General features: G+C 63.5%; 21 protein-coding genes. 10 read left to right on the top strand and 11 right to left on the bottom strand.

Annotation, left to right across the window (positions count from 1 at the left end):
• Positions 1 to 195: 195 nt before the first annotated feature.
• Together AB4Z53_RS11160 and AB4Z53_RS11155 are read right to left on the bottom strand one after the other, a co-directional pair.
• Complete coding sequence (locus AB4Z53_RS11160) at positions 196 to 3,183, bottom strand: autotransporter outer membrane beta-barrel domain-containing protein (RefSeq protein WP_441595860.1); 2,988 nt, start codon at positions 3,181 to 3,183, stop codon at positions 196 to 198.
• A gap of 287 nt (positions 3,184 to 3,470) precedes the next feature.
• A complete protein-coding gene (locus tag AB4Z53_RS11155) occupies positions 3,471 to 4,364 on the bottom strand; it encodes a DMT family transporter (protein WP_223727976.1) in 894 nt (297 codons plus the stop codon).
• Positions 4,365 to 4,654: 290 nt separating this feature from the next.
• On the opposite strand from AB4Z53_RS11155, the gene AB4Z53_RS11150 reads away from it, so the two are divergent.
• The 6 genes from AB4Z53_RS11150 (at position 4,655) to AB4Z53_RS11125 (ending at position 9,915) form a co-directional block, all read left to right on the top strand.
• Positions 4,655 to 5,986, top strand: coding sequence for a PQQ-dependent sugar dehydrogenase (locus AB4Z53_RS11150; RefSeq protein ID WP_441595859.1), 1,332 nt, complete (start codon positions 4,655 to 4,657; stop codon positions 5,984 to 5,986).
• A 107-nt stretch (positions 5,987 to 6,093) separates the two neighbouring features.
• Positions 6,094 to 6,612, top strand: coding sequence for an SRPBCC family protein (locus AB4Z53_RS11145; RefSeq protein WP_113538483.1), 519 nt, complete (start codon positions 6,094 to 6,096; stop codon positions 6,610 to 6,612).
• A complete protein-coding gene (locus tag AB4Z53_RS11140) occupies positions 6,596 to 6,925 on the top strand; it encodes an ArsR/SmtB family transcription factor (protein ID WP_441595858.1) in 330 nt (109 codons plus the stop codon). Before AB4Z53_RS11145 ends, AB4Z53_RS11140 begins: the two co-directional genes overlap by 17 nt.
• A gap of 359 nt (positions 6,926 to 7,284) precedes the next feature.
• Entirely contained in the window at positions 7,285 to 8,811 is a 1,527-nt protein-coding gene (locus AB4Z53_RS11135) for a sensor histidine kinase (RefSeq protein ID WP_441595857.1), read from the top strand.
• Positions 8,812 to 8,813: 2 nt separating this feature from the next.
• Positions 8,814 to 9,191 (top strand): response regulator, encoded by a 378-nt coding sequence (locus tag AB4Z53_RS11130; protein WP_223727981.1) that lies wholly within the window; start codon positions 8,814 to 8,816, stop codon positions 9,189 to 9,191.
• Between the two features lie 139 nt (positions 9,192 to 9,330).
• On the top strand, positions 9,331 to 9,915 hold the full coding sequence (locus AB4Z53_RS11125) for a cysteine hydrolase family protein (RefSeq protein ID WP_441595856.1): 585 nt from the start codon (positions 9,331 to 9,333) through the stop codon (positions 9,913 to 9,915).
• Positions 9,916 to 9,922: 7 nt separating this feature from the next.
• Here AB4Z53_RS11125 and AB4Z53_RS11120 read toward each other — a convergent pair whose 3' ends face one another.
• Positions 9,923 to 11,125, bottom strand: a complete 1,203-nt coding sequence (locus AB4Z53_RS11120; protein WP_441595855.1) for an MFS transporter — start codon at positions 11,123 to 11,125, stop codon at positions 9,923 to 9,925.
• A gap of 142 nt (positions 11,126 to 11,267) precedes the next feature.
• Here AB4Z53_RS11120 and AB4Z53_RS11115 point away from each other — a divergent pair, with 142 nt between their 5' ends.
• Both AB4Z53_RS11115 and AB4Z53_RS11110 read left to right on the top strand, forming a co-directional pair.
• Positions 11,268 to 11,831: a TetR/AcrR family transcriptional regulator gene (locus AB4Z53_RS11115; RefSeq protein ID WP_441595854.1), complete on the top strand. Its 564-nt coding sequence runs from the start codon at positions 11,268 to 11,270 to the stop codon at positions 11,829 to 11,831.
• A 116-nt stretch (positions 11,832 to 11,947) separates the two neighbouring features.
• A complete protein-coding gene (locus tag AB4Z53_RS11110; RefSeq protein WP_441595853.1) occupies positions 11,948 to 12,379 on the top strand; it encodes a CHRD domain-containing protein in 432 nt (143 codons plus the stop codon).
• Between the two features lie 14 nt (positions 12,380 to 12,393).
• Here AB4Z53_RS11110 and AB4Z53_RS11105 read toward each other — a convergent pair whose 3' ends face one another.
• The 7 genes from AB4Z53_RS11105 to AB4Z53_RS11075 form a co-directional block, all read right to left on the bottom strand.
• Positions 12,394 to 13,209, bottom strand: a complete 816-nt coding sequence (locus AB4Z53_RS11105) for a carbohydrate ABC transporter permease (RefSeq protein WP_441595852.1) — start codon at positions 13,207 to 13,209, stop codon at positions 12,394 to 12,396.
• The gene (locus tag AB4Z53_RS11100) at positions 13,206 to 14,147 is read right to left on the bottom strand and encodes a carbohydrate ABC transporter permease (protein ID WP_441595851.1); all 942 of its coding nucleotides are present in this window, start codon (positions 14,145 to 14,147) and stop codon (positions 13,206 to 13,208) included. The genes AB4Z53_RS11105 and AB4Z53_RS11100 overlap by 4 nt, the downstream gene beginning before the upstream one ends.
• Entirely contained in the window at positions 14,144 to 15,175 is a 1,032-nt protein-coding gene (locus AB4Z53_RS11095) for an aldo/keto reductase (protein WP_441595850.1), read from the bottom strand. The genes AB4Z53_RS11100 and AB4Z53_RS11095 overlap by 4 nt, the downstream gene beginning before the upstream one ends.
• Positions 15,176 to 15,239: 64 nt before the next feature.
• The gene (locus tag AB4Z53_RS11090) at positions 15,240 to 16,580 is read right to left on the bottom strand and encodes an ABC transporter substrate-binding protein (RefSeq protein WP_441595849.1); all 1,341 of its coding nucleotides are present in this window, start codon (positions 16,578 to 16,580) and stop codon (positions 15,240 to 15,242) included.
• 323 nt (positions 16,581 to 16,903) lie between these two features.
• A complete protein-coding gene (locus AB4Z53_RS11085; protein WP_113538495.1) occupies positions 16,904 to 17,281 on the bottom strand; it encodes a hypothetical protein in 378 nt (125 codons plus the stop codon).
• A 10-nt stretch (positions 17,282 to 17,291) separates the two neighbouring features.
• Positions 17,292 to 18,206, bottom strand: a complete 915-nt coding sequence (gene yghU, locus AB4Z53_RS11080) for a glutathione-dependent disulfide-bond oxidoreductase (protein WP_441595848.1) — start codon at positions 18,204 to 18,206, stop codon at positions 17,292 to 17,294.
• Between the two features lie 243 nt (positions 18,207 to 18,449).
• Positions 18,450 to 18,923, bottom strand: coding sequence for a VOC family protein (locus AB4Z53_RS11075; protein ID WP_441595847.1), 474 nt, complete (start codon positions 18,921 to 18,923; stop codon positions 18,450 to 18,452).
• Between the two features lie 260 nt (positions 18,924 to 19,183).
• Between AB4Z53_RS11075 and AB4Z53_RS11070 the strand changes: the two genes are divergently transcribed.
• The gene (locus AB4Z53_RS11070) at positions 19,184 to 19,942 is read left to right on the top strand and encodes an SDR family NAD(P)-dependent oxidoreductase (protein WP_441595846.1); all 759 of its coding nucleotides are present in this window, start codon (positions 19,184 to 19,186) and stop codon (positions 19,940 to 19,942) included.
• A 121-nt stretch (positions 19,943 to 20,063) separates the two neighbouring features.
• Positions 20,064 to 20,801, top strand: a complete 738-nt coding sequence (locus AB4Z53_RS11065) for a glutathione S-transferase family protein (RefSeq protein ID WP_441595845.1) — start codon at positions 20,064 to 20,066, stop codon at positions 20,799 to 20,801.
• Positions 20,802 to 20,851: 50 nt separating this feature from the next.
• On the opposite strand, the gene AB4Z53_RS11060 is transcribed toward AB4Z53_RS11065, so the two are convergent.
• Positions 20,852 to 21,823 carry an alpha/beta fold hydrolase gene (locus AB4Z53_RS11060; protein WP_441595844.1) on the bottom strand — a complete coding sequence of 324 codons (972 nt, stop codon included), beginning with the start codon at positions 21,821 to 21,823 and terminating at the stop codon, positions 20,852 to 20,854.
• Between the last annotated feature and the right edge of the window lie 122 nt (positions 21,824 to 21,945).

Below are 21,945 nucleotides of genomic sequence, written 5' to 3'. Positions count from 1 at the left end.
CACCAAGTCGAGGGTTCGTCCGCAATCCATTCACGCCGCAGACAAGTACTCCCGCGGACGTTCGGCCACTGCAATTCGTGCTTGCTCAATGGTTGCAGTCAATTCCGAATGCAGCTTGTGGAGAATGCCCTTGCCGAGCCTGAGGCGTCAAGCGCGAGGCAGCAGGGGTTTGGCGGCAAGGAAGTGCGCCGCGGCTCAGAAGTTTACGAGCAGACTTGCCCGTCCGGCGCTCGACTGAACGCCGTCGGCAAATTCGCCGACATAGGTGAGTGCCAACCAGGCCGTTTCCGAAATCCTGGCGGAAAGGCCTGCCTCCACCACAAGCGCATCGCGCGGCAAGGGCACGCCGGCGATCGTGAAAAAGCCGGGGTCGGCAAAAGCGAGCCGAGCCGAGGGCGACAGGTCGCCGATGGCGTGTCGCCAACCCAACATGCCGGAGAGTTCGACCGGCATCTCGGCGGCCGGAAGGTCGGCCCACCAGCGAATGCCGATTGTCGATAGGGTCAGTTCGTCCGATGCATCGCTCGACGACAACTTGGCCGCGCCGCCGGATTCACGGAAGGCATCGGTATCGAGATGCACATAGGCGACGTTTGCGAACGGCTGCAGCTTGAGCGGGTCGGCTTCCAGCGTCCAGGAAAGATCCGCGAAGACCTGCGCCGTATCGCTCTCGTAGTCGGCCCGCAGCCGATCGGAGAACTGCCCGAAGGCGATGTCGCGCCGCGTCGCCACTTCATTGCGCGAATAGATCGCGCCGCCCGTGAGGTCGAGCGGCCCGGCTTCGCCGGTGATATAGAGGCCGGCGTGGTAGGAAACGACCGTGGCTTGCGGCTGCATGGTGAGATGGCTGTAGCCGAGGATGCCGCCAAGACGCCATTCGCTGGAGATCTCCGCATCAGCGCCGAACACCACGCCGGCGGTATGGGCGTCGACACCTGCCGCATTGCCATCGCCGGATAGCCGGTTCGTTGCGCCATAGGCCGAGGTCCAGAACGCGCCGTCGTCCGGTTTTTGGGTGCGGCTCGTGCGTGTGGCGGCCGTGTGGTCGAGTATTGCCTCCCGCGGAAAACGGCTCTCCCACAGGACTTCGCTCTTCAGCGAGGCATGCACTTCCCCATTCAACTGCGCGAAGGCGCGGCCGGCCGTATCGGCATCCAGCGACAGCACGGCCATGGCAAGAGGGTTCGTTGGCCCCAGGGCTTCGATGGCACCGGCCGCTGCCCGGCTGTTTGCCGTTTCGGCCAGTTCGGCGAAGGAAACAGCATTGCGGTCAAGCCGGAGATCGATACTCGTCGGGCCGTAGCTCAGCGTCGGCGACAAAAAGGCGAAATTGCTTGTCACCTGTTCGAACGTCCCGGTGACGCTGCTGCCGGTCAGGATACTGTAGTCGGTTGCGGGGCCGTAGCCGCCGGTGCCGGCAAGGATGTCCAGCCGGCCGCCCTCTATGGTGACTGCACCGGAGGCGGAGATGCGATCGGAAAGGCCGGTCGCGTCCAACTCCACCTGGTAGACCGAGCCGGAGCGGAACGTCACGTCTCCGTTGACCGTGGTGACCGCAATGCCCGGACCCGGGGAAAGCACGCCGCCTGCGCCGACCGTCAGGCCGCCGACCACGCCGCTGCCAGAGAGCAGGCCGTCGTCATAGACGTCGATCCGGCCGCCGACCGTGCCGTCATTGACCAGCAAACCGCCGCTGACCGTTGCTGTCCCGCTGATCGTGCCGGTGTTGGCGAACCGCCCGTCGCTGACGCTCAGCGAGGTGATCGTTCCGTCGTTCGAGCCGTTGCCGGCCGTCGTCACGTTGTCGGCGCTGGAGCCGCTGTTGTTGGTCAGCGTGCCCTCGGCACCGATCTGCACGTCCCCGAGCACGGCATTGTTGACGACGGTACCGCCGGCGACCGTCGTCGTACCGGTGACCTTGCCGTCGCCATTGTTGGTGAAATGACCGGCCCGGTTATCCAGGGACGCGATGGTTCCGGCATTCGAGACCGTGCCGGCGTTGCTGACATTGCCGGAGATGGCGCCATTGTTGTTGACGAAGGCGGCGGCGGCCGCGACGTCCACGTCGGTCACGACGAAGTTGTTCGTCACGGTTCCACCGGCAACCGTCGTCTTCCCGGTGATGGTGCCGCCGGCATTATTGGCAAAGTTGTCCGCCGTATTCGTCAGTGAGGCGATCGTGCCTGCGTTCGATGCGGCGCCGCCATTGGTGACCGCGCCGGCTTTGGCGCCGGTGGTGTTTGCGAACGTACCGCCTTGGCCGATCGTGACGGAGCCGAGCGTCGCGTTGTTGGTTACGCTGCCGCCGGTCACCGTCGTTTCACCGGTGACTTCTCCGCCAAAATTGTTCGTGAAGCTTCCGGCGTCGTTCTGGACGGATGCGATGGTGCCGGCGTTTGACAGGGTGCCGGAGTTCCTGACGCTTCCAGCGGTTGCGCCGTTGTTGTTGACGAAGGCGGCAGCGGCCGCGACGTCCGCGTCGGTCACGACGAAGTTGTTGGTGACGGTTCCGCCCGAGACGGTCGTCTTGCCGGTGACGGTGCCGCCGGTGTTGTTGGTGAAATTTCCGGCCGTGTTCGTCAGCGAGGCAATCGTTCCCGCGTTGGACGTGGTCCCGGCATTGGTGGTGGCGCCGGCCTCGGCGCCGCTGTTGTTGACGAAGGTCCCGCCCTGGGAAACGTCGAGGTCGCCGGTTTGCCCGTTGTTGGAGAGCGATGTCGTCGCACCGACGACGGCGCTGCCGAGCGTGCCGTTTACGGATACGTTTCCGTTGTTCAGCGTCAGTCTGCCGTTGAGATCGCCGTCGACCGAAAGGTTGCCGCCGTTCAGGTCGACGTTGGAGTTCAGAGCGCCGCCGGCGTTGATGCTGACGCTGCCCGTGTTGATCGCAGTACCGTTGGCGACGGTCAGCGCGCCGGTATTGGAGATCGTGACGTTGCCGCCGTCGACGTAGAGCGTGCGGATCTCAGCGTCGTTGGTAACTTGCGGCGAACCATTTTCCACTTCGGCAGCGTCGCCGGTGCCGGGCAAGCCGGGAGACCAGTTCGAGCCGTTGCTGAATTCATTGTCGGCACTGCCTGTCCAGACGGACTGGGCAAGTGAGGGCACCGTCAGTGCGAAAGAGGCCAATGCCGTGAAAAGGCCGAGACGTCGGGAGTGGACCGCGAGCGGTGATTTTCGCATTGGATGCTGCCGATGCTAACGAACGCTCGCGAATCAGCCAGCGGTTTAGGAGGCTGTGGGTATCTAATCATGGTTAATGATTCGCTACCACCGCTTGAGCATCGGCGGTCGAAGCTGAGAATATAAAAATAAATTCAATGGCATGATCAAGGATCGAGACGCCATACTCCGCGAATTCGGAGCGCGCCATCGCAAAATCCGCTGACCGCAAGGGTTGTCGTCGCGTTGAGCGATAGCGCACCGCCGCGCACCGTGTTCGCATGCGCCTCGGTAGGGGGCGCGAGGCCTTATCGAATGAAGATCAGCGCCATGCCGCAGACGACGAGGGCAGCGCCGGCCCAGGCGCCGGCGGCGGGGCGTTCGCCTGTCCTGAGCCACAGCATCGGCAGGATCATGACCGGCGACGTTGCGGACAACGTCGATACGATGCCCACCTTGCCGCCGGAGAGCGCAAAGAGCAGCAGCGTCATCCCCATGCCAAGAGCGAGTACCCCGGTGAGCGCCGTCATTGCCGCGACCTTGAGGGTCAGCGGCGCCCTCGGCTTGACCGATGGAATGGGGAGCTGGAGCAGGATGCTCAGGCAGAAGGCGGCAATGCCGACGCGCAGCATGGAGGCGACAAAAGGATCGATGCCGGAGGCCATGACCGGGCGGACGATGATCGAGCCGATCGCCTGGCCGGTGGCAGCGCCAAGGCCGAGCAGGACGCCGATCCAAAGCGGTCCCTTGATCTTTTCCCATTCATGCATCTGCGCCCGGCGCTTGCCGAAGAGAATGGCAAGGAACACGCCCGTGGCCGTGAGCGCGATGCCGCCAACCGCTGTGGGCGAAAGCGCTTCGCCGAGCACCAGCCAGCCGAGAAACGCGGCGATCGGCGCATTGAGGGCAAAGAGGATGCCGGAGCGGCGCGGACCGAGCCGGTTGAGCGCAGCGAAGAGCAGTGTGTCGCCAATGAAAATGCCGATCAAGCCTGACAGGAGCAGCGGTGTGACGCTTGTGGCATCCAGCTCACGCCACGTCCCGGTGGAGAGCACATAGATCGCCAAAAGTCCTGTGACGAAGATCTGCCGGAGGCGGTTGAAGGCAGGTGCCCCAAGATGGCCGGCCGGCCCGGCCGAGATCAACCCCGTGAGCGCCCAGCAGGTCGCGGCGCCAAGCGCGGCGAGTTCATGAATTGGCATGGTATTCCGATCGGTAGACTGCAGCCCCCGAAGGAGCTCTCCTCGGCCTCCGTTAAAGCTTGAGCGAGCGGCGTTCGTCCAGCGCTTTTTCAGCCGCATCAACAGGGCGCTTCGCGCCGGGCAGCCAATTGCGCAGCAACGCTCATCGTGGTCGTCCCGCATCCGCGATCAATCGTTCCGGGAGACGATCCGCCGACGTTGATTCCGTGTGAATTTTTCAGCACTTTTCCTCCGGCGATTGGAACGCCTGTAGCCGGCTGTCGTTAGGTTTGGACATCGAAGGAAACCGCATGAAAAAGCTTCTCGTCGTCCTTCTGATCTTCGGCGTGCTTTTGGCCGCCGGCGGAGCGAGCTTCGCCTACCTGTCGCGACAGCAGGCAACGGTGCCGATCGAAAAGACCTATGGCTCTGATCCGGCTCTGGTCGATCCAAAGGTGGAGCTCGTACCGTCCGTGAATGTCGCGGAGGCCACGCCCTGGCCTCCGGGCACGATGCCGACGGCCGCACAGGGTCTATCGGTCAAGGAATTTGCGGGCGGCCTCGATCATCCGCGCTGGCTGCATGTACTGCCGAACGGCGATGTGCTGGTTGCCGAGAGCAACGCGCCGCCAAAGCCCGAGCCCGGCTTTTCGGTTCGCGCGTTTGCTGCCCATTTCATCCAGGGCAGGGCGGGCGCCGGAAGCCAGAGCGCCAATCGCATTTCGTTGCTGCGCGACGCTGATGGTGACGGTGTGGCGGAAACGAAGACACCCTTCATTATCGGGCTCAATTCGCCTTTCGGCATGGCGTTGGCCGGCGGCAAGCTCTACGTCGCCAATACCGACGCGATCGTCGCCTTTCCCTATCGGGAGGGTGTGACCGATATTGCGACGCCGGCGGAGAAGATCGTCGACCTGCCCGCGGGCCGCAACTACCATTGGACGAAGGACATCATCGCCAACCCGGACGGGACCAAGCTCTACGTCACCGTCGGCTCCAATTCCAATGTCGGCGAAAACGGCATGGTCGAGGAGAAGGGACGGGCCGCCGTGCACGAGATCGACCTTTCCACCCGGCAGATGCGGCAGTTCGCTTCCGGACTTCGCAACCCCAACGGCCTCTCGTGGCAGCCGGATAGCGGCGCGCTCTGGGTTGCCGTCAACGAACGCGACGAACTCGGGCCCGATCTCGTTCCCGATTACATGACCTCGGTCAAGGATGGTGCCTTCTACGGCTGGCCCTACAGCTGGTACGGGCAGCATATCGACCCACGGGTCAAGCCGCAGAACCCCGAGTTGGTGGCGCGCGCGATCAAGCCGGACTATGCGCTCGGCCCGCATACCGCCTCGCTCGGCCTGACTTTCAACGCCGCTGCCCTGTTCGGGCCGGAGATGAGGAACGGCGCCTTCGTGGGGCAGCACGGCTCGTGGAACCGGATTCCGCGCAGCGGCTACAAGGTTATTTTCGTGCCCTTCGCCAACGGCAAACCCGCAGGCCCGCCGCGGGATATCCTGACCGGCTTCCTGACCGACGACGGCAAGGCGCTGGGGCGGCCGGTCGGCGTCGCGATCGCCCGTGACGGCGCGCTGCTCGTCGCCGACGATGTCGGCAACAAGGTGTGGCGGGTTGCGCCGACGAAGTGAGTGACGCCGCCGCGTCGGGGCAATAGGCATGATGTGCAACGATTTGGTTGCGCATCCGCCAACGACCTCTATATTGCAACCAAATCGTTGCACGAAAGGAAAGCGACATGAGCTCATTCGATCGTATCGAAAAGGCAATCCTGCTGCGCGCGCCGATCGAGCGTGTCTGGCGGGCGATTACCGATGTCACCGAATTCGGGCAGTGGTTCGGTGTAAGGCTGAACGAGCCCTTTGCGCCCGGGCGGGCCATAACCGGCTCCTTCGAAGGGGAGTTCAAGGAAGAAAACATCGCCAAGTATCAGGCCTCGATCGGTCTTGAGCCGGCGCCGATCCGCCAGCCCGAGCCGAATGCGGTCTTCTGCACGGTCGAGGCGATGGATGCGCCGCGGCTCTTCAGCTTCCGTTGGATCCCCTATGGTCTCGATGCCGAATGCGATCCGGTGCGGGAGCCGACCACGCTCGTCGAATTCCGGCTGGAACCGGTTGGCGGCGATACGCGCGTGACGGTTACCGAATCCGGCTTCGAGGCCGTGCCGGCGCATCGCCGCAAGCGCGCCTTCCTGATGAATGACGGCGGCTGGAGCGCCCAGATCGAAAACATCAAGCGCCATGTCGAACACGCCTGAGCGGGAACTGGCGGGCGTATTCGCGGCGCTGGGCGATACGACCCGCCTTGCGCTGGTCACGCGGCTTCTGGCGGCTGGCGCCCTGTCGGCGACCGCGCTCTCCGACGGGCAGGCAATCACCCGGCAGGCGATCGTGAAGCACCTTCAGGTGCTGGTCGCGGCGCGGCTGGTGGTGCACGGGCGTCACGGCAAGGAGGTGCTATACGCTGTCGATCCGCATCGTATCGAGGAGGCGCGCGCGTTCCTCGCGGCGATCGCAGAGGGCTGGGACAAGGCGCTCGGCCGGCTGAAGTCGCTTGTCGAGGCGCCCTGACGCGGGCGTTCAGCGGTGCTGGGGCGCTCGGATCAACGCGCGCGCCCGCCGTCAACCTGGATAACCTGCCGGTGAACCAGTGGTGCGCACCGTTGAGAAGGAACATGAGCATGCAATTCTTCGAGCAGATTCAAGGATGCTGGCTGCGGATATCGGCAGGCCGCGCGCGCTGGCTACTCATTGCACTTGTCCGTGATTTGCCCGGTCGACCGCCGCAGCAGGCTTGAAATCGAGGCGCCCCGCCACAGTTGTTTTCTTTTGGCCACCGGCGTGGGACCAACCTCACAAGCGGACTCGTGGTGGCAACCTTGCAAGGGGTCGATCCCGGCAGACCTCTCGCCGGGAATCGGGGTGCAGACATGAGGCAAAACTCATCCGGCGTCGACAGTTCCTGGATCAAGAAGGCGGATGAGCTGGCGGCTCTGTTCCAGTTCACGGATGCGCTCTACCGCGCCAATTCGATCGCCGACACATTCGACGCCACATTCGATGCGATCGAGCGGGCGTTGCGTTGCAGCCGCGCTTCGATCCTGCTTTTCGACCAGGCAGGGGTGATGCGTTTCGTTGCCTCACGTGGGCTTTCCGAGGGCTATCGACGGGCCGTCGACGGTCACTCGCCGTGGCGGCCCGGCGACCGCGACGCCACACCCATCTTCGTCAGCGATATCGAGTTTGCTGACGAACCCCAGGCGCTCAAGGACACCATCAGGGGGGAGGGTATCCGTGCGCTCGCCTTCATCCCCCTGACTGACAACGGCGTGGTCATCGGAAAGTTCATGACTTACCGGGAAGTCCCGCACGTCTTCACGGAGGAGGAAGCCGTCCTCTCCCTGACCATCGCGCGGCAACTGGGCTTCAGCATCGAGCGCAGGCGCATCGAGGAGGCGCACCAGCGAGCCGAAGAGGGATTTCGCCGCAGCAATGAGCGGCTGCGGGTCATCCTCGATAGTGCCAGCGAGTACGCAATCATTACGCTCGACGGTGCCGGGCGGATCGCAAGCTGGAACAGTGGCGCCGAACGGCTTCTCGGCTATCGCGACACCGAGATCCTTGGCCAGCCGGGCGGCATCTTCTTCAGCCCGCAAGACCGCGCGTCTGATGTCCCCGAACAGGAAATGCGAACGGCGCGAGAAGAGGGCCGCGCAACCAACGAACGCTGGCATTACTGCAAGGATGGATCCCGTTTCTGGGGTTCGGGCGTCATGCTTCCAGTCGAAGAGAGCGGACCCGATCGCTACCTCAAGATCTTCAGGGATCGAACCGAGGAGCGCAGGGCGGAGAAGCGCCAGAAGCTGCTGATCGGCGAGCTCAATCATCGTGTGAAGAACACGCTTGCGACCGTGCAATCCCTTGCCGATCAGACGTTGAAATGTGCGGATACGCCGGAAGCGTTTGCCGAAGCCTTCAATAGCCGACTGCTTGCGCTTGCGAAGGCGCACGACCTCCTGACCCGCGAGGCATGGCAGGCGGTGTTCCTGAACGACATCGTTCAGGCGGTGCTCGCGGCCTGGATCGAGGACGGGCGTGTGTCTCTCCACGGACCTGCGATCCGCATCAGCCCGAAACAGGCGCTCGCCCTTTCGATGGCGTTCAACGAGTTGCTGACCAATGCGATCAAATACGGTTCTCTATCGAGCCCCGGTGGCCGCGTCGGACTTTCGTGGCATTGCGACGGAGTGTGTTCGGTCCGATGGGAAGAGCGCGGCGGGCCACCGGCTTCGCCCCCTCGCCGCCAGGGTTTCGGGCTGCGCGTTCTCAATCGTGGCCTCGCCAACGAACTCGGGCATCCCGTCGATCTCCGATTCGAGCCGGAGGGTGTCAGCTGCACGATCGGGATGGACTTCGTCGACGGTAAGCACGCCGGCATGGACGACAGGGGGGAGTGAGCATGTCTGGCATATTGGCGGGGCACCGGATCCTTGTCGTCGAAGACGAGATGCTGGTGGCCATGTCGATCGAGGACACGTTGCTCGATGCCGGCGGTGAAGTGATCGGCCCAGCCCCCACCGTGGGGCAGGCATTGGGGCTTCTGCGGGACGAGGCGAAAATCGATGCCGTCGTTCTGGATATGAACCTCCAGGGGCATAGCGGGCTCCCGGTCGCGGACGCCTGCGATGAAAGATCGATCCCCTTTCTCATCTTGAGCGGTTATGGCGAAACGGCCCTGAGCGGAACGCATCATGCGGCTCCAATCCTCTCCAAGCCCTTCGCCAGTGCCGCACTGGTGGAGGCGCTCAAGGCCCTTTTCGAAGGGAGCCCCTCGTGAAGGGCCGGGGCCGGGCTTGGCTGGTGATGCATGCGTCGATTGAGCACCGTCGGGATAAGGAACCGCATTTCATCCCGCGGCGTTTGTTCGTCGGACCCGAATACGTCGGGCGGCCCAATGTGTCGGGTGGATTGTGATCATGAACGCCGAACGCTGGATTCATATTTGCGTCGACATGCAGCGAATGTTCAGCGAAGAAACGCCGTGGCAGACGGACTGGATGGCGACGATCTCTGATCAGGTGGTCGAGGTTGCGAGCCGCGTTCCTGACCGCACCGTCTTTACCCGCTTCGTCCCCCCACACACGCCGGCCGAAATGCCGGGCATGTGGCGACCCTACTATGAAAAATGGCCAATGATGACGGCTACACGGCTGGATCCGGGTCTGGTCGATCTCATTCCTCCCCTGCAGCGCCTGGTGCCGCCTGCCCGCGTTCTCGACAAGCGCACCTATTCGCCCTGGTTGAGCGGCAAGCTCGAAAGCGTGCTCGCCCATCAGGATGTCGGAACCGTCGTGGTGACGGGTGGCGAAACGGACGTCTGCGTGCTGGCGACCGCTCTCGGAGCGATCGACCTTGGCTACCGGGTGATCCTGCTGAAGGATGCCGTCTGCAGTTCGGTCGATCAGACACACAATGCCGCGCTCGACCTCCTCGGCAGCCGTTTCTCGGTCCAGGTGGAGGTGACGACGACGGAGGAGTGGCTTTCGCGGGTGCGGATTTAGCCGCTGGTCAGGCCATGCTTGGTTCTTTCTCCGGAGACGTCCGGCTGGCAATGAGGCCCAGGATACCGATGCCGATGATTGCTGCCGCGTAAATGTCGGTCGTCAGCTGGTAGCCGAGCGCCTTTGCCAGAAAGCCTGCGAGGATCGCGGGAAGGCTGAAGGCCAGGTAGCTCTGGATGTAGATGGTGGTGAGCAGACCGGCGCGCTCATCCGCCTTTGCCAGCGGCATGACCGAGCCGATCGTGGCGAGGAAGCTGGTACCGAAGCCCACGCCGGTTACCAGCGTGCCGACGATCAGGACCGGCACATGGGCGAGGTGCGTTCCGGCAACCACGGTTAGCATGCCAAGGGTGGTGCTCAAGACGCCGAACATCAGATTTGCCTGAGGGGCGCGGGCGCGGCGAAAGAAGACGCCGAGCGCGCCGGCGGTCATCAGCGCCGCGACCACTGCGCCCCCGGTGAGCGGGTTCTTGCTGCCCGTGGTGGCGGCGACCAGCGAGGGGACAAGCGAGAGATAAAAGCCACCAAGCGCCCAGTTCGCGATGTTCACGGGCGTGACCAGCGCCAGCGGCCGCTTGGCGCGCTGCGGAATGGCGACCCGCGGCATGAGCGAGGACAGGGCGCCGGGACGGCGCGCGCCGGTTTCAGGTATAAGCCAGATCGTCCCCGCCTGCGCTATGAAACCGACGAAGAGGAGCACATAGACGAGGTGAAGGGGAAACGGGCCGTACTGGATCAGCGCGCTGGTGCCGAGCGCGCCGACGGCAAGGCCGATCAACGGTGCGAGCGAGTTCACGAGCTGCCCTCTGGCGTGATCGACATCGACGAGCGCCGCACCGATCGACGCGCCGGCAACGCCGGTCGCAAGCCCCTGCACGATGCGTGCCGCGATCAGCCAGCCGGTTCCGTCGGCAAGGACGAACAGCGCCATGGCGGCCATCTCGACGATCAGCGCTCCGAAAATCACCGGCTTGCGACCGAGATGATCCGAGATCGAGCCGGCGATCAGCAATGCCACCAGAAGTGCGAAGGCATAGACCGCGAAAATGACCGTCATCTCCACCGGGCTGGCGGCGAAGTGCTCTTGATAGAAGCGGTAGAGCGGGGTTGGCGCCGAGGACGCGCCGAAGAATGTCGCGAGCGTGACGGCGTAGAAGACAATGGGATTTGCCGGGCGCGCGCTCTCTCTGGATTCGGAGGAGGATGACATCTATATAACCCTTAAAGCTAAATCGTTGCGTTTGGCAGATTTAGGTACGTTTCGCGCTAAAAGCAAATAATTTGCTTTTATGCTGTTGTGAGAATTTCTGAAGCATCGGCCGATCGGCCGAAGAAGGACGGAGTTGGAGCGAATGGCGACAAGGGAAGGTCCGCGGCCGGGCGGCCGAAGCGCCCGGGTTCAGGCGTCGGTTCACAAGGCCGTGCAGACCTTGCTGACGACGCTTGAGCGCACCGAGGTCACGGTGCCGCTGATCGCGGCGGAAGCGGGTGTCACGCCTTCGACGATCTATCGTCGCTGGGGCGACCTTCAGGAACTGCTTGCCGACGTCGCGGTCGAGCGGCTGCGGCCGGACATGGTGCCGGTGGACACCGGAAGCTTCGGCAGTGACCTGTTGGCTTGGGCCGAGCAATATGCAGAGGAAATGTCCTCGGGGCCGGGCCGCGAAATGATCCGGGACGTGCTTGCAGCACAGGATGGGACCGGCGCCTACCAGTGCTGCAACTTCACCCGGCAGCAGATCGAGGTGATCGCGGAGCGCGCCGAGCAGCGTGGCGAAGTCTTTCCGGATGTCGAGACCGTCATGGACGGGGTCGTCGCGCCGATCATGTACCGAATCCTCTTTGGCGGCGCGCCGAATGCGGCGCATGTCGAGCGCCTGGTGACGGCGTCGCTGGCATCGAAACCTGCGCCCTGAGGCGCCGGATTTCCGAGAACGATAGAGCCCACATTCCGTCTGGGTCCGGCAATCGGAACCCAAACCGGTTTCCGGGGTTGGAAGGTCTGCTCAACACCTGTTCTGGAGGATGCGAGATGCAACCGATCCACAAGAATTCCCTTCTGGCTGGCCTCGCGGCCATTGCTATCCTGGCGGCCGGCGGCGTTTCGGCGGAAACCCTGAAGTTCAAGGCGGATATGACGGGATCGGGTGAGGTGCCGCCCAACGAAAGCGCGGGCAAGGGCACCGGCGAACTCACCGTCGACACGACGACGAAGAAGGTGACCTGGACGGTGACCGCCACGGGCCCTTCGGGAGACGCGACCGCCGCGCATTTCCACGGCCCGGCAGCCGCGGGCGAGAAAGCCGATCCGGTCGTCGACATCACGACATCGATGAAGTCGGGCTCTGCCGAGCTTACCGATCAGCAGCTCGCCGATCTGCAAGGCGGAAAATGGTATCTCAACATCCACACGGCGAAATTCCCCGACGGCGAGATCCGCGGTCAGGTGGAGAAGGCACAGTAAACGCAGGCGGTCTTCTACTTCACCGCGCCATGCGCCAGCCCGCTGACCAGATAGCGCTGCATGAACAGGGCGATCAGGTAGACCGGGGCGATGCCTGCGAGCGAGGCTGCGGCCATCTGGCCGAAATTCACCAGCCTGTCGCCCTGGAAGAGCGAAATGCCGACCGGCAACGTTCGGGTGGCGTCGGAAAAGGTAAAGGCCGAGGCGAAAAGGAACTCGTTGTAGGCGAGCACCGTGACGATGATGAAGGTCGCCACGATGCCGGGAGAAATGATCGGAACCACGATCTGCAACAGAATGCGAAACGGCCCGGCTCCGTCTATCGCGGCGGCCTGCTCGATCTCAAGCGGCATCCGGCGCAGGAACGGTGTCAGCAGCCAGAAGGCGACCGGCACGTTGGCAAGCCCGTAAATGAGAACGAGGCCGGTCCGCGTGTCGAGCAGTCCACTCGTCTTCAGCAGGAAAAACAGCGGTATGAGCGCCACGATCGGCGGCGCCATGTAGCTTGAGAGCGTTACATCCGAAAGCCATTTGCCGCCGATCTTTAACCGCAGGACCGCGTAGGCCGACGGCAGCGTGAGCACGATCGTGAGAAAGCCCGCCAGCAGCGACACGGTCACGGAATTCACGATGAAGCCGACGACATTGGCCGCCTCGAAGGCCGCCGGCCAGTTGGCAAGCGTTGGTGCCGTCGGCCAGAAGGCGCCGTTCAGCACGTCGTCCTTGGTCTTCAGGGAAACGGCGAGGAGATAGAGGATGGGCAAGGCGAAGAAGCCGACGATCGGCGCCGTCGCCAGGCCCAGCCAGAGATGCCGTCCGGCAAACCTCATATGTCGCGCCTTTCGAAACGCTGGTGCAGACGCACGACCGGGAATGTGGCGAGCCCGATGACGAGCGCATAGACGATCGTCTCGGCCGCCGCTCGCCCCACGTCGAACTGCTCGATCGCACGGCGATAGATGGCAAAGCCGGCGGATGTCGTCGCAAAACCCGGCCCGCCGAAGGTGAGGATGTAGACGAGGTCGAAGAGCTTGAACGAGAGGATCAGTTTCAGGAGATAGATCGACGAGAGCGGTGCTGCGACCAGCGGCAGCGTGATGTGCCAGAAGCGCTGCCAGCCATTGGCCCCATCGACGAGTGCTGCTTCCCTCACGCCCTCCGGGATCGTCGAAAGCGCCGCGAAGCAGAGGATGACGATAAAGGGCGTCCATTGCCAGAGATCGGCGACGCCGATCGCGAGCCAGGCCAATAGGGGGTGGCCAAGAAAGGAAATCGGCTGGGAAATCACGCCGTAGTTGATCAACGTGCCGTTCAGAAGCCCGCCCGCCGGCGCGAAGATCAGCTTCCAGGCGATGCCGACCATGACGGGTGGCGTCATCAATGGCAGCAGGACGAGGCTCATCAGGAACCGGCCGCCCTTCAGCAACGACGTGAACAGCAACGCGATCAGGAAACCGAGAGCGAGCTGCAGCAGCGAAGTCGAAAGCGCATAGGCGACGCTTCTACCGACCGCTGACAGGAAGATCGGATCCTGCAGTGCGGTGGCGAAATGCCTGACGCCGACGAAGCCGCGGAACGGCTTTCCAAGCGTGCTCTTGCTAAAGGCGAGCCCAAGCAGGAAGACCGTCGGGTAGAGCGTCGTGACGGCAAGTGCGAACACGACGGGGGCGATCCACAGGGCGCGGCCGAAGCGTTCCCATGGGTCGCCCCGGCGCGCGGAAAATCGATTGGCGTCTGGCCCAACGGCGTCGAGGGTGACGACGGTCATGCCGCCTCTGCCAGAACCGGGCGCGTCGGTCCGCTGCCGGCCCGCGTGGCAAGCAGCATATCCTCGATATCATCGAGGTCGCCGGTGGTGAGCGCGACGGTTGCTCCAGCGATCCAGCCGTCGATATGCGTGGGCTGTCGCGCGCCGATGATCGCCCCGGTCACGCCGGGCCAGGAGAGCGCCCAGGCGGCAGCGATCGCTGCAACTGTCGTGTCGTGGCGCGCGGCGATCGGTCTCAGCCCCTCGGCGAAGGCGAGATTGCGGTGCAGCGCCTCGCCGGAAAACTCCTCGTCGCGCGATCGCCAGTCGTTTGCCGGAAGCGCCCGGGCGCGGGCCGGCGTGAAGGCGCCGGTGAGCAGGCCCGACTGCAACGGGCTGTAGGCAATGACGCCGCCGCCATGCGACCGAACCCAGGGCAGGTCCGCTTCGGCGAACTGGCGCTTGATTGCGGAAAAGGGCGGCTGCACGACATCGACGGGCGCGACCGTTGCCGCGCGCTGCAGCAGGTCCCGGTCATGGTTCGAAAGCCCGATCGCCCGGACCTTGCCCTCTTTCTTGAGGTCGGCAAAGGTTGCCCAATAGTCTTCGACCGGGGTGCCGTCATCGGCCGGCCAGTGCATCTGGTAGAGGTCAATGATCTCGACGTCGAGCCGCTTGAGCGAAGCCTCGACCTCGCGCCGCAGCGACCGGGCATTGCCGATGCGGGCCGGAAGGGCGTTGCGATTGTCCGGGTCCCAGACCAGTCCGGCCTTGGTGAAGATCAGCGGGCGCTCGGATTTCGGTATCGTCGATAGCGCTTCTCGCACGATCTCTTCGGAATGACCGAGGCCGTAGACCGGAGCCGTGTCGATCCAGTTGATGCCGCGCTCAACCGCATGGCGGATCGCTGCAATCGACTGCGTGTCGTCCTGGCTTCCCCAGCCCCATCCCCAATCGGGGCCGCCGATTGCCCAGGCGCCGAAGCCGACGGGGGTGATATCGAAGCCGGTGTGGCCGAGCCTGCGCTTCGGTAAGGTTTCGGAGGTCATGGTCTTCACCTTTGAATAGAGGAGGGGGCGCAGCCGGGAGGAAGCGAGCGCCCCCACGGAGCAATCAGCCGTTGGTCTCGATGATTTCGGTCCAGGCCTGGTGGGCATCGGCGATCGCCTGTTCCGCGCTCTTGCTGCCGGCAAGCGCCAGTGCCAGCTCGTCGGTCAGCACGTTTTCGAGCTTCGGCGCATAGACGGCGGTCGGCCAGGCGAGGCTGTTTTCCAATGCGCCGTCGTCGAGCAGTGGCTGCACGAGCGGCTGGAATGCCTTGAACTTCTCCGACTTCAGGCCCGACTGGCGGTCCGGGTCGATGCCCGAGCCGGTCAAGGCCAGCAGTTGCTCGTGATAATCCCTGCTGGTGGCAAGCTTGATCAGGTCCCAGGCCACCTCCTTGTTCTTGGAGCCGCTGGTGATCGCAAAGCCGAAGCCGGCGTTGAAGGCGAGGCGCGGCGTCTTGTTGCTGCCGCCGGTCGGAATGCGGGCCACGCCCCATTTGTCGACGATCTTCGAACCCTTGGGATCCTGGGCGTAGCCGCCAAGGTCAGTCCAGAAATCGATCTGCGCCGCCTTGCCGTTGAGAAATGCGGGAAGCCCTTCCTCGAAACGCGTTTCGAGTGGGGTCGGCAGCGCGTGGGATGCCGACGCAAGCAGCGACTTCAAGGCCTCGACCGCCTCGGTGCTGTCGAGTGCGGAGGTGCCGTCAGGCTTCAGGAAATTGCCGCCGAAGCCGGTCAGGCGGTTGGCATAGGTCGACAGGATGATGACGGGGATCTTGGCGCCGAGAACCGCCGCACCATAGATGCCGTTCTTCCCTTCGGCCTCGGTGATCACCTTGGCGTTCTCGTTGTATTCGTCCCAGGTGGAGGGTGCCTTCAGGCCGTAGCGGTCGAAGAGTTCGCGGTTATAGAACAGCAGATGGCTGTCGCCGTCATAGGGCAGGCCATAACGGCGGCTGTCATGCAGCGTGTACTGGTCGTAGATCGTCTGGATGAAATCATCAGGCTGGATCTCGGCCTTGTCGCGCTCGACCAGATCCGTCACGTCCTCGATCACGCCGTCTTCGGCAAGCTGGCCCTTGTAGGTGTAGAAGTAGTCGATGATGTCGAACTGGTTTGCGCCCGATTGCACGTCCAGTGTCGCCTTGACGCTGACCTGGTCGTAGGGCACCGCCGTGACGTTGACCTTGGCGCCGGTCAGCCGCTCGAAGTCCTCGGCGATCTTCTTGCCGGTGACGACATGCGGCTGGATGATCAGGAGATTGATCGTGCGCCCGGCGTACTTGTTGCCGGAGGCAAGCGCCGTCGAGGAAGCAAGCGGTGTGATGAAGGGCAGGGTACCCACGGCGGCAAGCGATTTCAGCACGCTGCGGCGGCGATAGGCCTGGCCGAAAATGGAACTGGACATGGGATCCTCCGTCGAGATCTGAGTTCTGGCGGTCGGCGATGGGGTGCACCTTTCGACCTTGCTTCAGCATCATGCGGCAGAAGAGAACTACAATACACATAAAATCCATGTATTTTGTGTATTATGTAAGAACGATTTTCCTGCGGCACCCCGTCGGTCGGGGTAGGAAATTCTCAGGCGATCCGATCGCCACATCGCTGCAGTTGGAGAGCCGAGAGGCGCGTTCCCGTCAGCGCGTAGCAAGACGGGAACGAAGAGTGCCAAAAGGCGGAGGTGGCAGATCGGGCTCAGGCGATCAGACGCTCAGGGCCCAATCGCAGCGGTCATACCTCGAAGACGTCCTCGAACGATTCCGGGAAGCTCTGGCGGGCAACCTTCTCATTGATGACGAGCAAGGCTTCATAGGACACGGGATCGAAATCCTTGTCCACCGGTAGCACTTCGCGCCCGAACAGGAGGTTCAGCCGGGCGGCATCGAGATTGCCGCGCTCGAACGGTTCCGCACCGAAATGATGCCAGAGAGCGTGGAGGAAGGCCGCATCGATGCGGTGGGCCCCAGATCCCGGCCGGGCATGGCGAGGCAGCGCTTTGATCGGCGTTGCCCCCTTGGGATTGGCCCGACGGATGACGAACTGGATGCCCGTGCCCGGCATGGCGTAGGGAAAACCCCGATGTTTCGTCATATCAGCCAGCTTGGCCATTCTGTTCTCCTTACGCGGTCTGCTTCTCGACGATCTTGTCCTCAGTCTTCGTGTCGAAGTCGGAGGCGTCGTGACGCTCATGCAATTGCTCGGCCGGATCGCCGCTCAGACGGTTGACCATGCGGCCGCGCTTGACCGCCGGGCGAGCGGCAATTTCGGCCGTCCAGCGCTGGACGTGCTCGTAGCTCTGGACCTCGAGGAAGGTACCGGCGTCGCCATAGACCTGGCCAAGTGCCAGGTTGCCATACCAGGGCCAGGTGGCCATGTCGGCAATGGTGTATTCGGAGCCGGCCAGGAACCGGTGGTCGGCAAGATGACGGTCGAGAACGTCGAGCTGGCGCTTCACTTCCATGGCGTAGCGGTCGATGGCGTATTTGATGTGCATCGGCGCATAGGCGTAGAAATGGCCGAAACCGCCGCCGAGGAAGGGCGCAGAGCCCATCTGCCAGAACAGCCAGTTCAAGGTCTCGGTGCGGGCGCGAAGCTCGCTCGGCAGGAAGGCGCCGAATTTCTCAGCGAGATAGGTGAGGATGGAGGCCGACTCGAAGACGCGGACGGGTGCGCCGCCGCCCTTCGGCTTATGGTCCGTCAGCGCCGGGATCTTTGAGTTCGGGTTAATCTCGACGAAGCCGGAACCGAACTGGTCGCCATCGCCGATACGGATCGGCCAGGCATCGTACTCGGCGCCCGAATGGCCGGCGGCCAAAAGCTCTTCGAGCATGATCGTGACCTTCACGCCATTCGGCGTTGCGAGCGAGTAGAGCTGCAGCGGGTGCTTCCCGACAGGCAGGTCCTTGTCGTGGGTCGGCCCGGAGATCGGGCGATTGATGCTGGCAAATGCGCCGCCATTGCCTTTTTCCCAGCTCCAGACTTTCGGAGGTTGATAGCCGGCGGGGAAACTGTCGGCGGGGGACTTCTCGGTCATGAAATCAATCCTTGTCGTCTAAAGGGCACGTCCAACGGGCAAGCGACGCCACAAACATTGGGTGTCGGCCTGCTGCTTCGCGCTGTTCTATACCGTCCTTTCCGTGCCTTCCAGAAAAACGGTTTCGCTTCCTGCGCACGCACTAGCAAGCAAGTCCAGAAGAAGCGCAATGCCTTCGGCTCGCACTCGCCTTTTTGGCCGGCGCAGAACAGGCGGTGGTCGATCACCCGTCGTGGCGAAGCGTCAACCGCGCCGTGCCGCCTCGATCGCAGCCACGTCGATCTTCCGCATGGTCATCATGGCCTCGAAGGCGCGCTTTGCCTCGCCGCCGCCAGCCGCCATCGCATCCGTCAGAACGCGAGGCGTGATCTGCCAGGAGATCCCCCACTTGTCCTTGCACCAGCCGCAGGCGCTCTCCTCGCCGCCATCGTTGACGATCGCATTCCAATAGCGGTCGGTCTCTTCCTGATCGTCGGTGGCGATCTGGAATGAGAAGGCCTCGTTGTGCTTGAACATCGGACCGCCGTTCAGTCCGAGACAGGCGACGCCGGCAACGGTGAACTCAACCGTCAGCACATCGCCCTCCTTGCCGGACGGGTAGTCGCCGGGTGCCCGGTGCACTGCGGTCAGACGGCTGTCGGGAAAGACCTCGGCGTAGAACCGCGCGGCGGATTCGGCGTCCTTGTCGTACCAGAGGCAGATCGTGTTCTTTGCCATAACGTGTTCCTTTCGCGTTGAAGGCTTGCCGCCTTCTTCATGGGGTCTCCTACGAAATAGGTAGCGGCCCGGTTTTCTCCAGCCCGAAAGTGCTAGCGCGCTTGGCTGAGCATGCATGATGACGACCACGTGACTTTGCTTTGGTGCGCATCTGTTCGATCGCGTAGCCATCTGTTAGGAAAGCCGCGCTGCAATCCCTAGATGAACGGTTCGATGCTCGCCCGCGCGAGATCGCCAACGCATGCTTCAAAGGAATTCAAATGAATCAGATGGATGGAACCCTTGCCGTGGTGACGGGAGCGGGCCGCGGCCTCGGCGCTGCATTGGCCTATACGCTCGCCGAAGCAGGATGCGATCTCGTGCTTTGCGGGCGTAGCGCGAACGCGCTTGGAGAGGTGACCCAGGCGATCATCCAGAATCTCGGAAGGCGCGTGCAAACGGTTGAACTCGATCTTTCCGATGCGGAGAGCGTGGCGGCAGCGGTTACGCGCATCAAGGCGGAAAACGCCTGCGTCGACATCCTCGTCAACAACGGCGCGATGTGGCTCGAGGATAGCGAGGTGGATCATTCGGCCGACGAAGTGTTCGGCGTCGTCAATGCGGCGGTCACCGGAACGTTCCTGTTGACCCAAGGCCTGCTGCCGCTGCTCAACCAATCGCCTCGGCCCGATATCGTCACCATCGGTTCGATCAGCGGTCTCCCGAATGCGCCGGTGCAGACCGTGTCCGTACCGTTTTACGCCGCCAAGCGCGCACAGGCCGCGCTGGCGGACGGCCTGCGCCAGAAACTCGCAGGCACGCCCGTGCGCTCGATCGTCGTTCATCCGCCCTATCTCGATGACGTCTCGCCACTGGTGGAAGCGTGGCACGAAGCCGGCGCGCGAAAGAAGGGCGAGGCGGCGACCAATCGTGACGTCTGCGACGCCGTGCTGTTTGCGCTGACGCGTCCCCGGCACGTGACCTTGTCGATCACGGTCGATGCCGACGAAGGTGGCCTCCATCCTTCAGGAAGGATCTGATCCCGAGCGAGCGATGTCAGAAGTTATCGTCCACATTCATAGACGATAAGTCCTGTTCTGGCCGGCTACAGGGATAGCGTCCATTCATCTACATCCATGGCATCAACCATGGAGAACCGAAATGCACACTATCGCTGAACCGATCTTCACCGCGGGCTTCCCGCTCGGTAGTTCCGCAGGACTGGTCACTGCCTTCGAATGGCTCGGCCAGCCCTACCGTCTTACCCGCGTCGACATGCTCGGAGAAATGCGCACGGACGCCTACCAGCGCCTGAATGGCCGGGTGGAAACGCCTGTGCTCGTGACCGGCGAAGGGCGCGTCATCACCGAGACGATGGCGATCGCCCAATGGCTCGAGGCGCGCGACCATGAGCGTCGCATCAGCTTTGCGCCGGGCACGTACGAGGCGGACCGGATGCACCAGTTCATCGCCTTCCTCAATACCGGCTTCACCGGAGCCTTCTTCCCCCTGTGGGTGGCGCTGGAAGCGGAAGAGGCGACCGAGGACTACCGTGAGACGCTACGCGTCTTCGGCCGCGAATTCGTCGCCAGGCGCCATGCCCAGCTTGAGGCGATGATGGGTGATCGTGACTATCTGCTGGGCAACCGCCCAACGCTCGCCGATGCAGTGTTCGTCGGCGTCGCACGCTGGGTGGACTTTCACGAGGCGATCGCGCCCGAGGACTACGCGCGCAACTACCCGCGCGTCCATGCGCTGCGCCAACGCATTGAGGCCGACCCTGCGTTCCGCTTCGCGCTGGCGATCGAAGACGGTGAGCCTGCCGCCGGCAACGGTTCGATGAAAGGTCTCATTCCGCTCCAGGACGTCTTGCGTCTGGCGGGCGCGCTTGCGGACTGAGCCGATGGACAGCTGCGCGCCCGCGGGTGCGGCGCGCAGCTCTCACGCCGTCAGATGCGGCGGGCGAAATCGATGATCGCATCGCTCACAACGTCCGCACGCTCCTGTGGGAGCCAGTGCCCGCTGCCGGGCACGACAACTTTGCCCATGAGTTGCGGTGCGAGACGGGGCATAGCGTCGATGATGTCGCGCATCCCCGGGATGCTGAGCCCGGTGTCACGTTCGCCGACCATGAACAGGGCCGGCACATCGACCGTCACGCCGGCGAGCGATGCTTGCAGTTGCCAGTTGCGATCGAGGTTGCGGTAGTAGTTGAGCCCGCCGCGAAAACCGGAACGGGCGAATGCCTCGGCATAGGCGTCGAGGTCGGCAGCCGTCAGCCAGTCCGGCATCGCTTTCGGATCGGGGAGGCGTGCGAGCAGTCCGTCTCGCCGTGGGACAATCCCGAACGGATTTGGCGTCTGGTCCCCGGCTTGCCGGGGGCCGGCGTCTCCCGAAGCCGCAAAGAGGATCTTGCGGAGCGTCTGTCGAATGTCTCGCTCCAGTTCCGCTTCGGCGACGCCGGGTTTCTGGAAGTAGAGCGTGTAAAGCTGCGCCTCGTCGGTCTGCGGGAAGATGCGGGTCGGCGGCACGGGCGGCGGAGCCATCATAGGCACGCTGATCGCGACCACGCCGCGGAAGCGGTCCGGCCGCATCTGTGCCGCCTGCCACGCGACCGAGGCACCCCAGTCGTTGCCGACGATGATGGCCGTCTCCGCGCCGAGCGCATCCAGGAGTGCGACCATATCCCCGACGATGTGAAACAGGGTGTATTCGTCGATCGCCAAGGGGCATTCCGTGTGCCCGTATCCACGCATGTCCGGCGCAACCGCACGAAATCCGGCCTTGGCGAGCGCCGCAATCTGGTGGCGCCAGACATGGGAGGTTTCCGGAAAGCCGTGGCAGAAAAGGACGAGCGGCCCTTCTCCCTGGTCGACGACATTCATCCGGATCGTTCTCGTTTCGATGGTGCGAGCAGCCATACTCGGTCCTTCCGCTCTTGATATCGTGGCTTGGATGGTACCCGGCGCGGCATGGGCCGGCCATGCGGCCGCCAGCAGAGCGGCCAACATCGTTCGTCTTTTCATCCTTGGGTCCTTGATTC

Origin of the sequence: Ensifer sp. 2TAB8 (genome assembly GCF_052115125.1) — a bacterium.
Lineage (GTDB): Bacteria > Pseudomonadota > Alphaproteobacteria > Rhizobiales > Rhizobiaceae > Ensifer.
The sequence above is the reverse complement of the archived record's forward strand: the minus strand, read 5'-3'. Positions and strand labels throughout refer to the sequence as shown.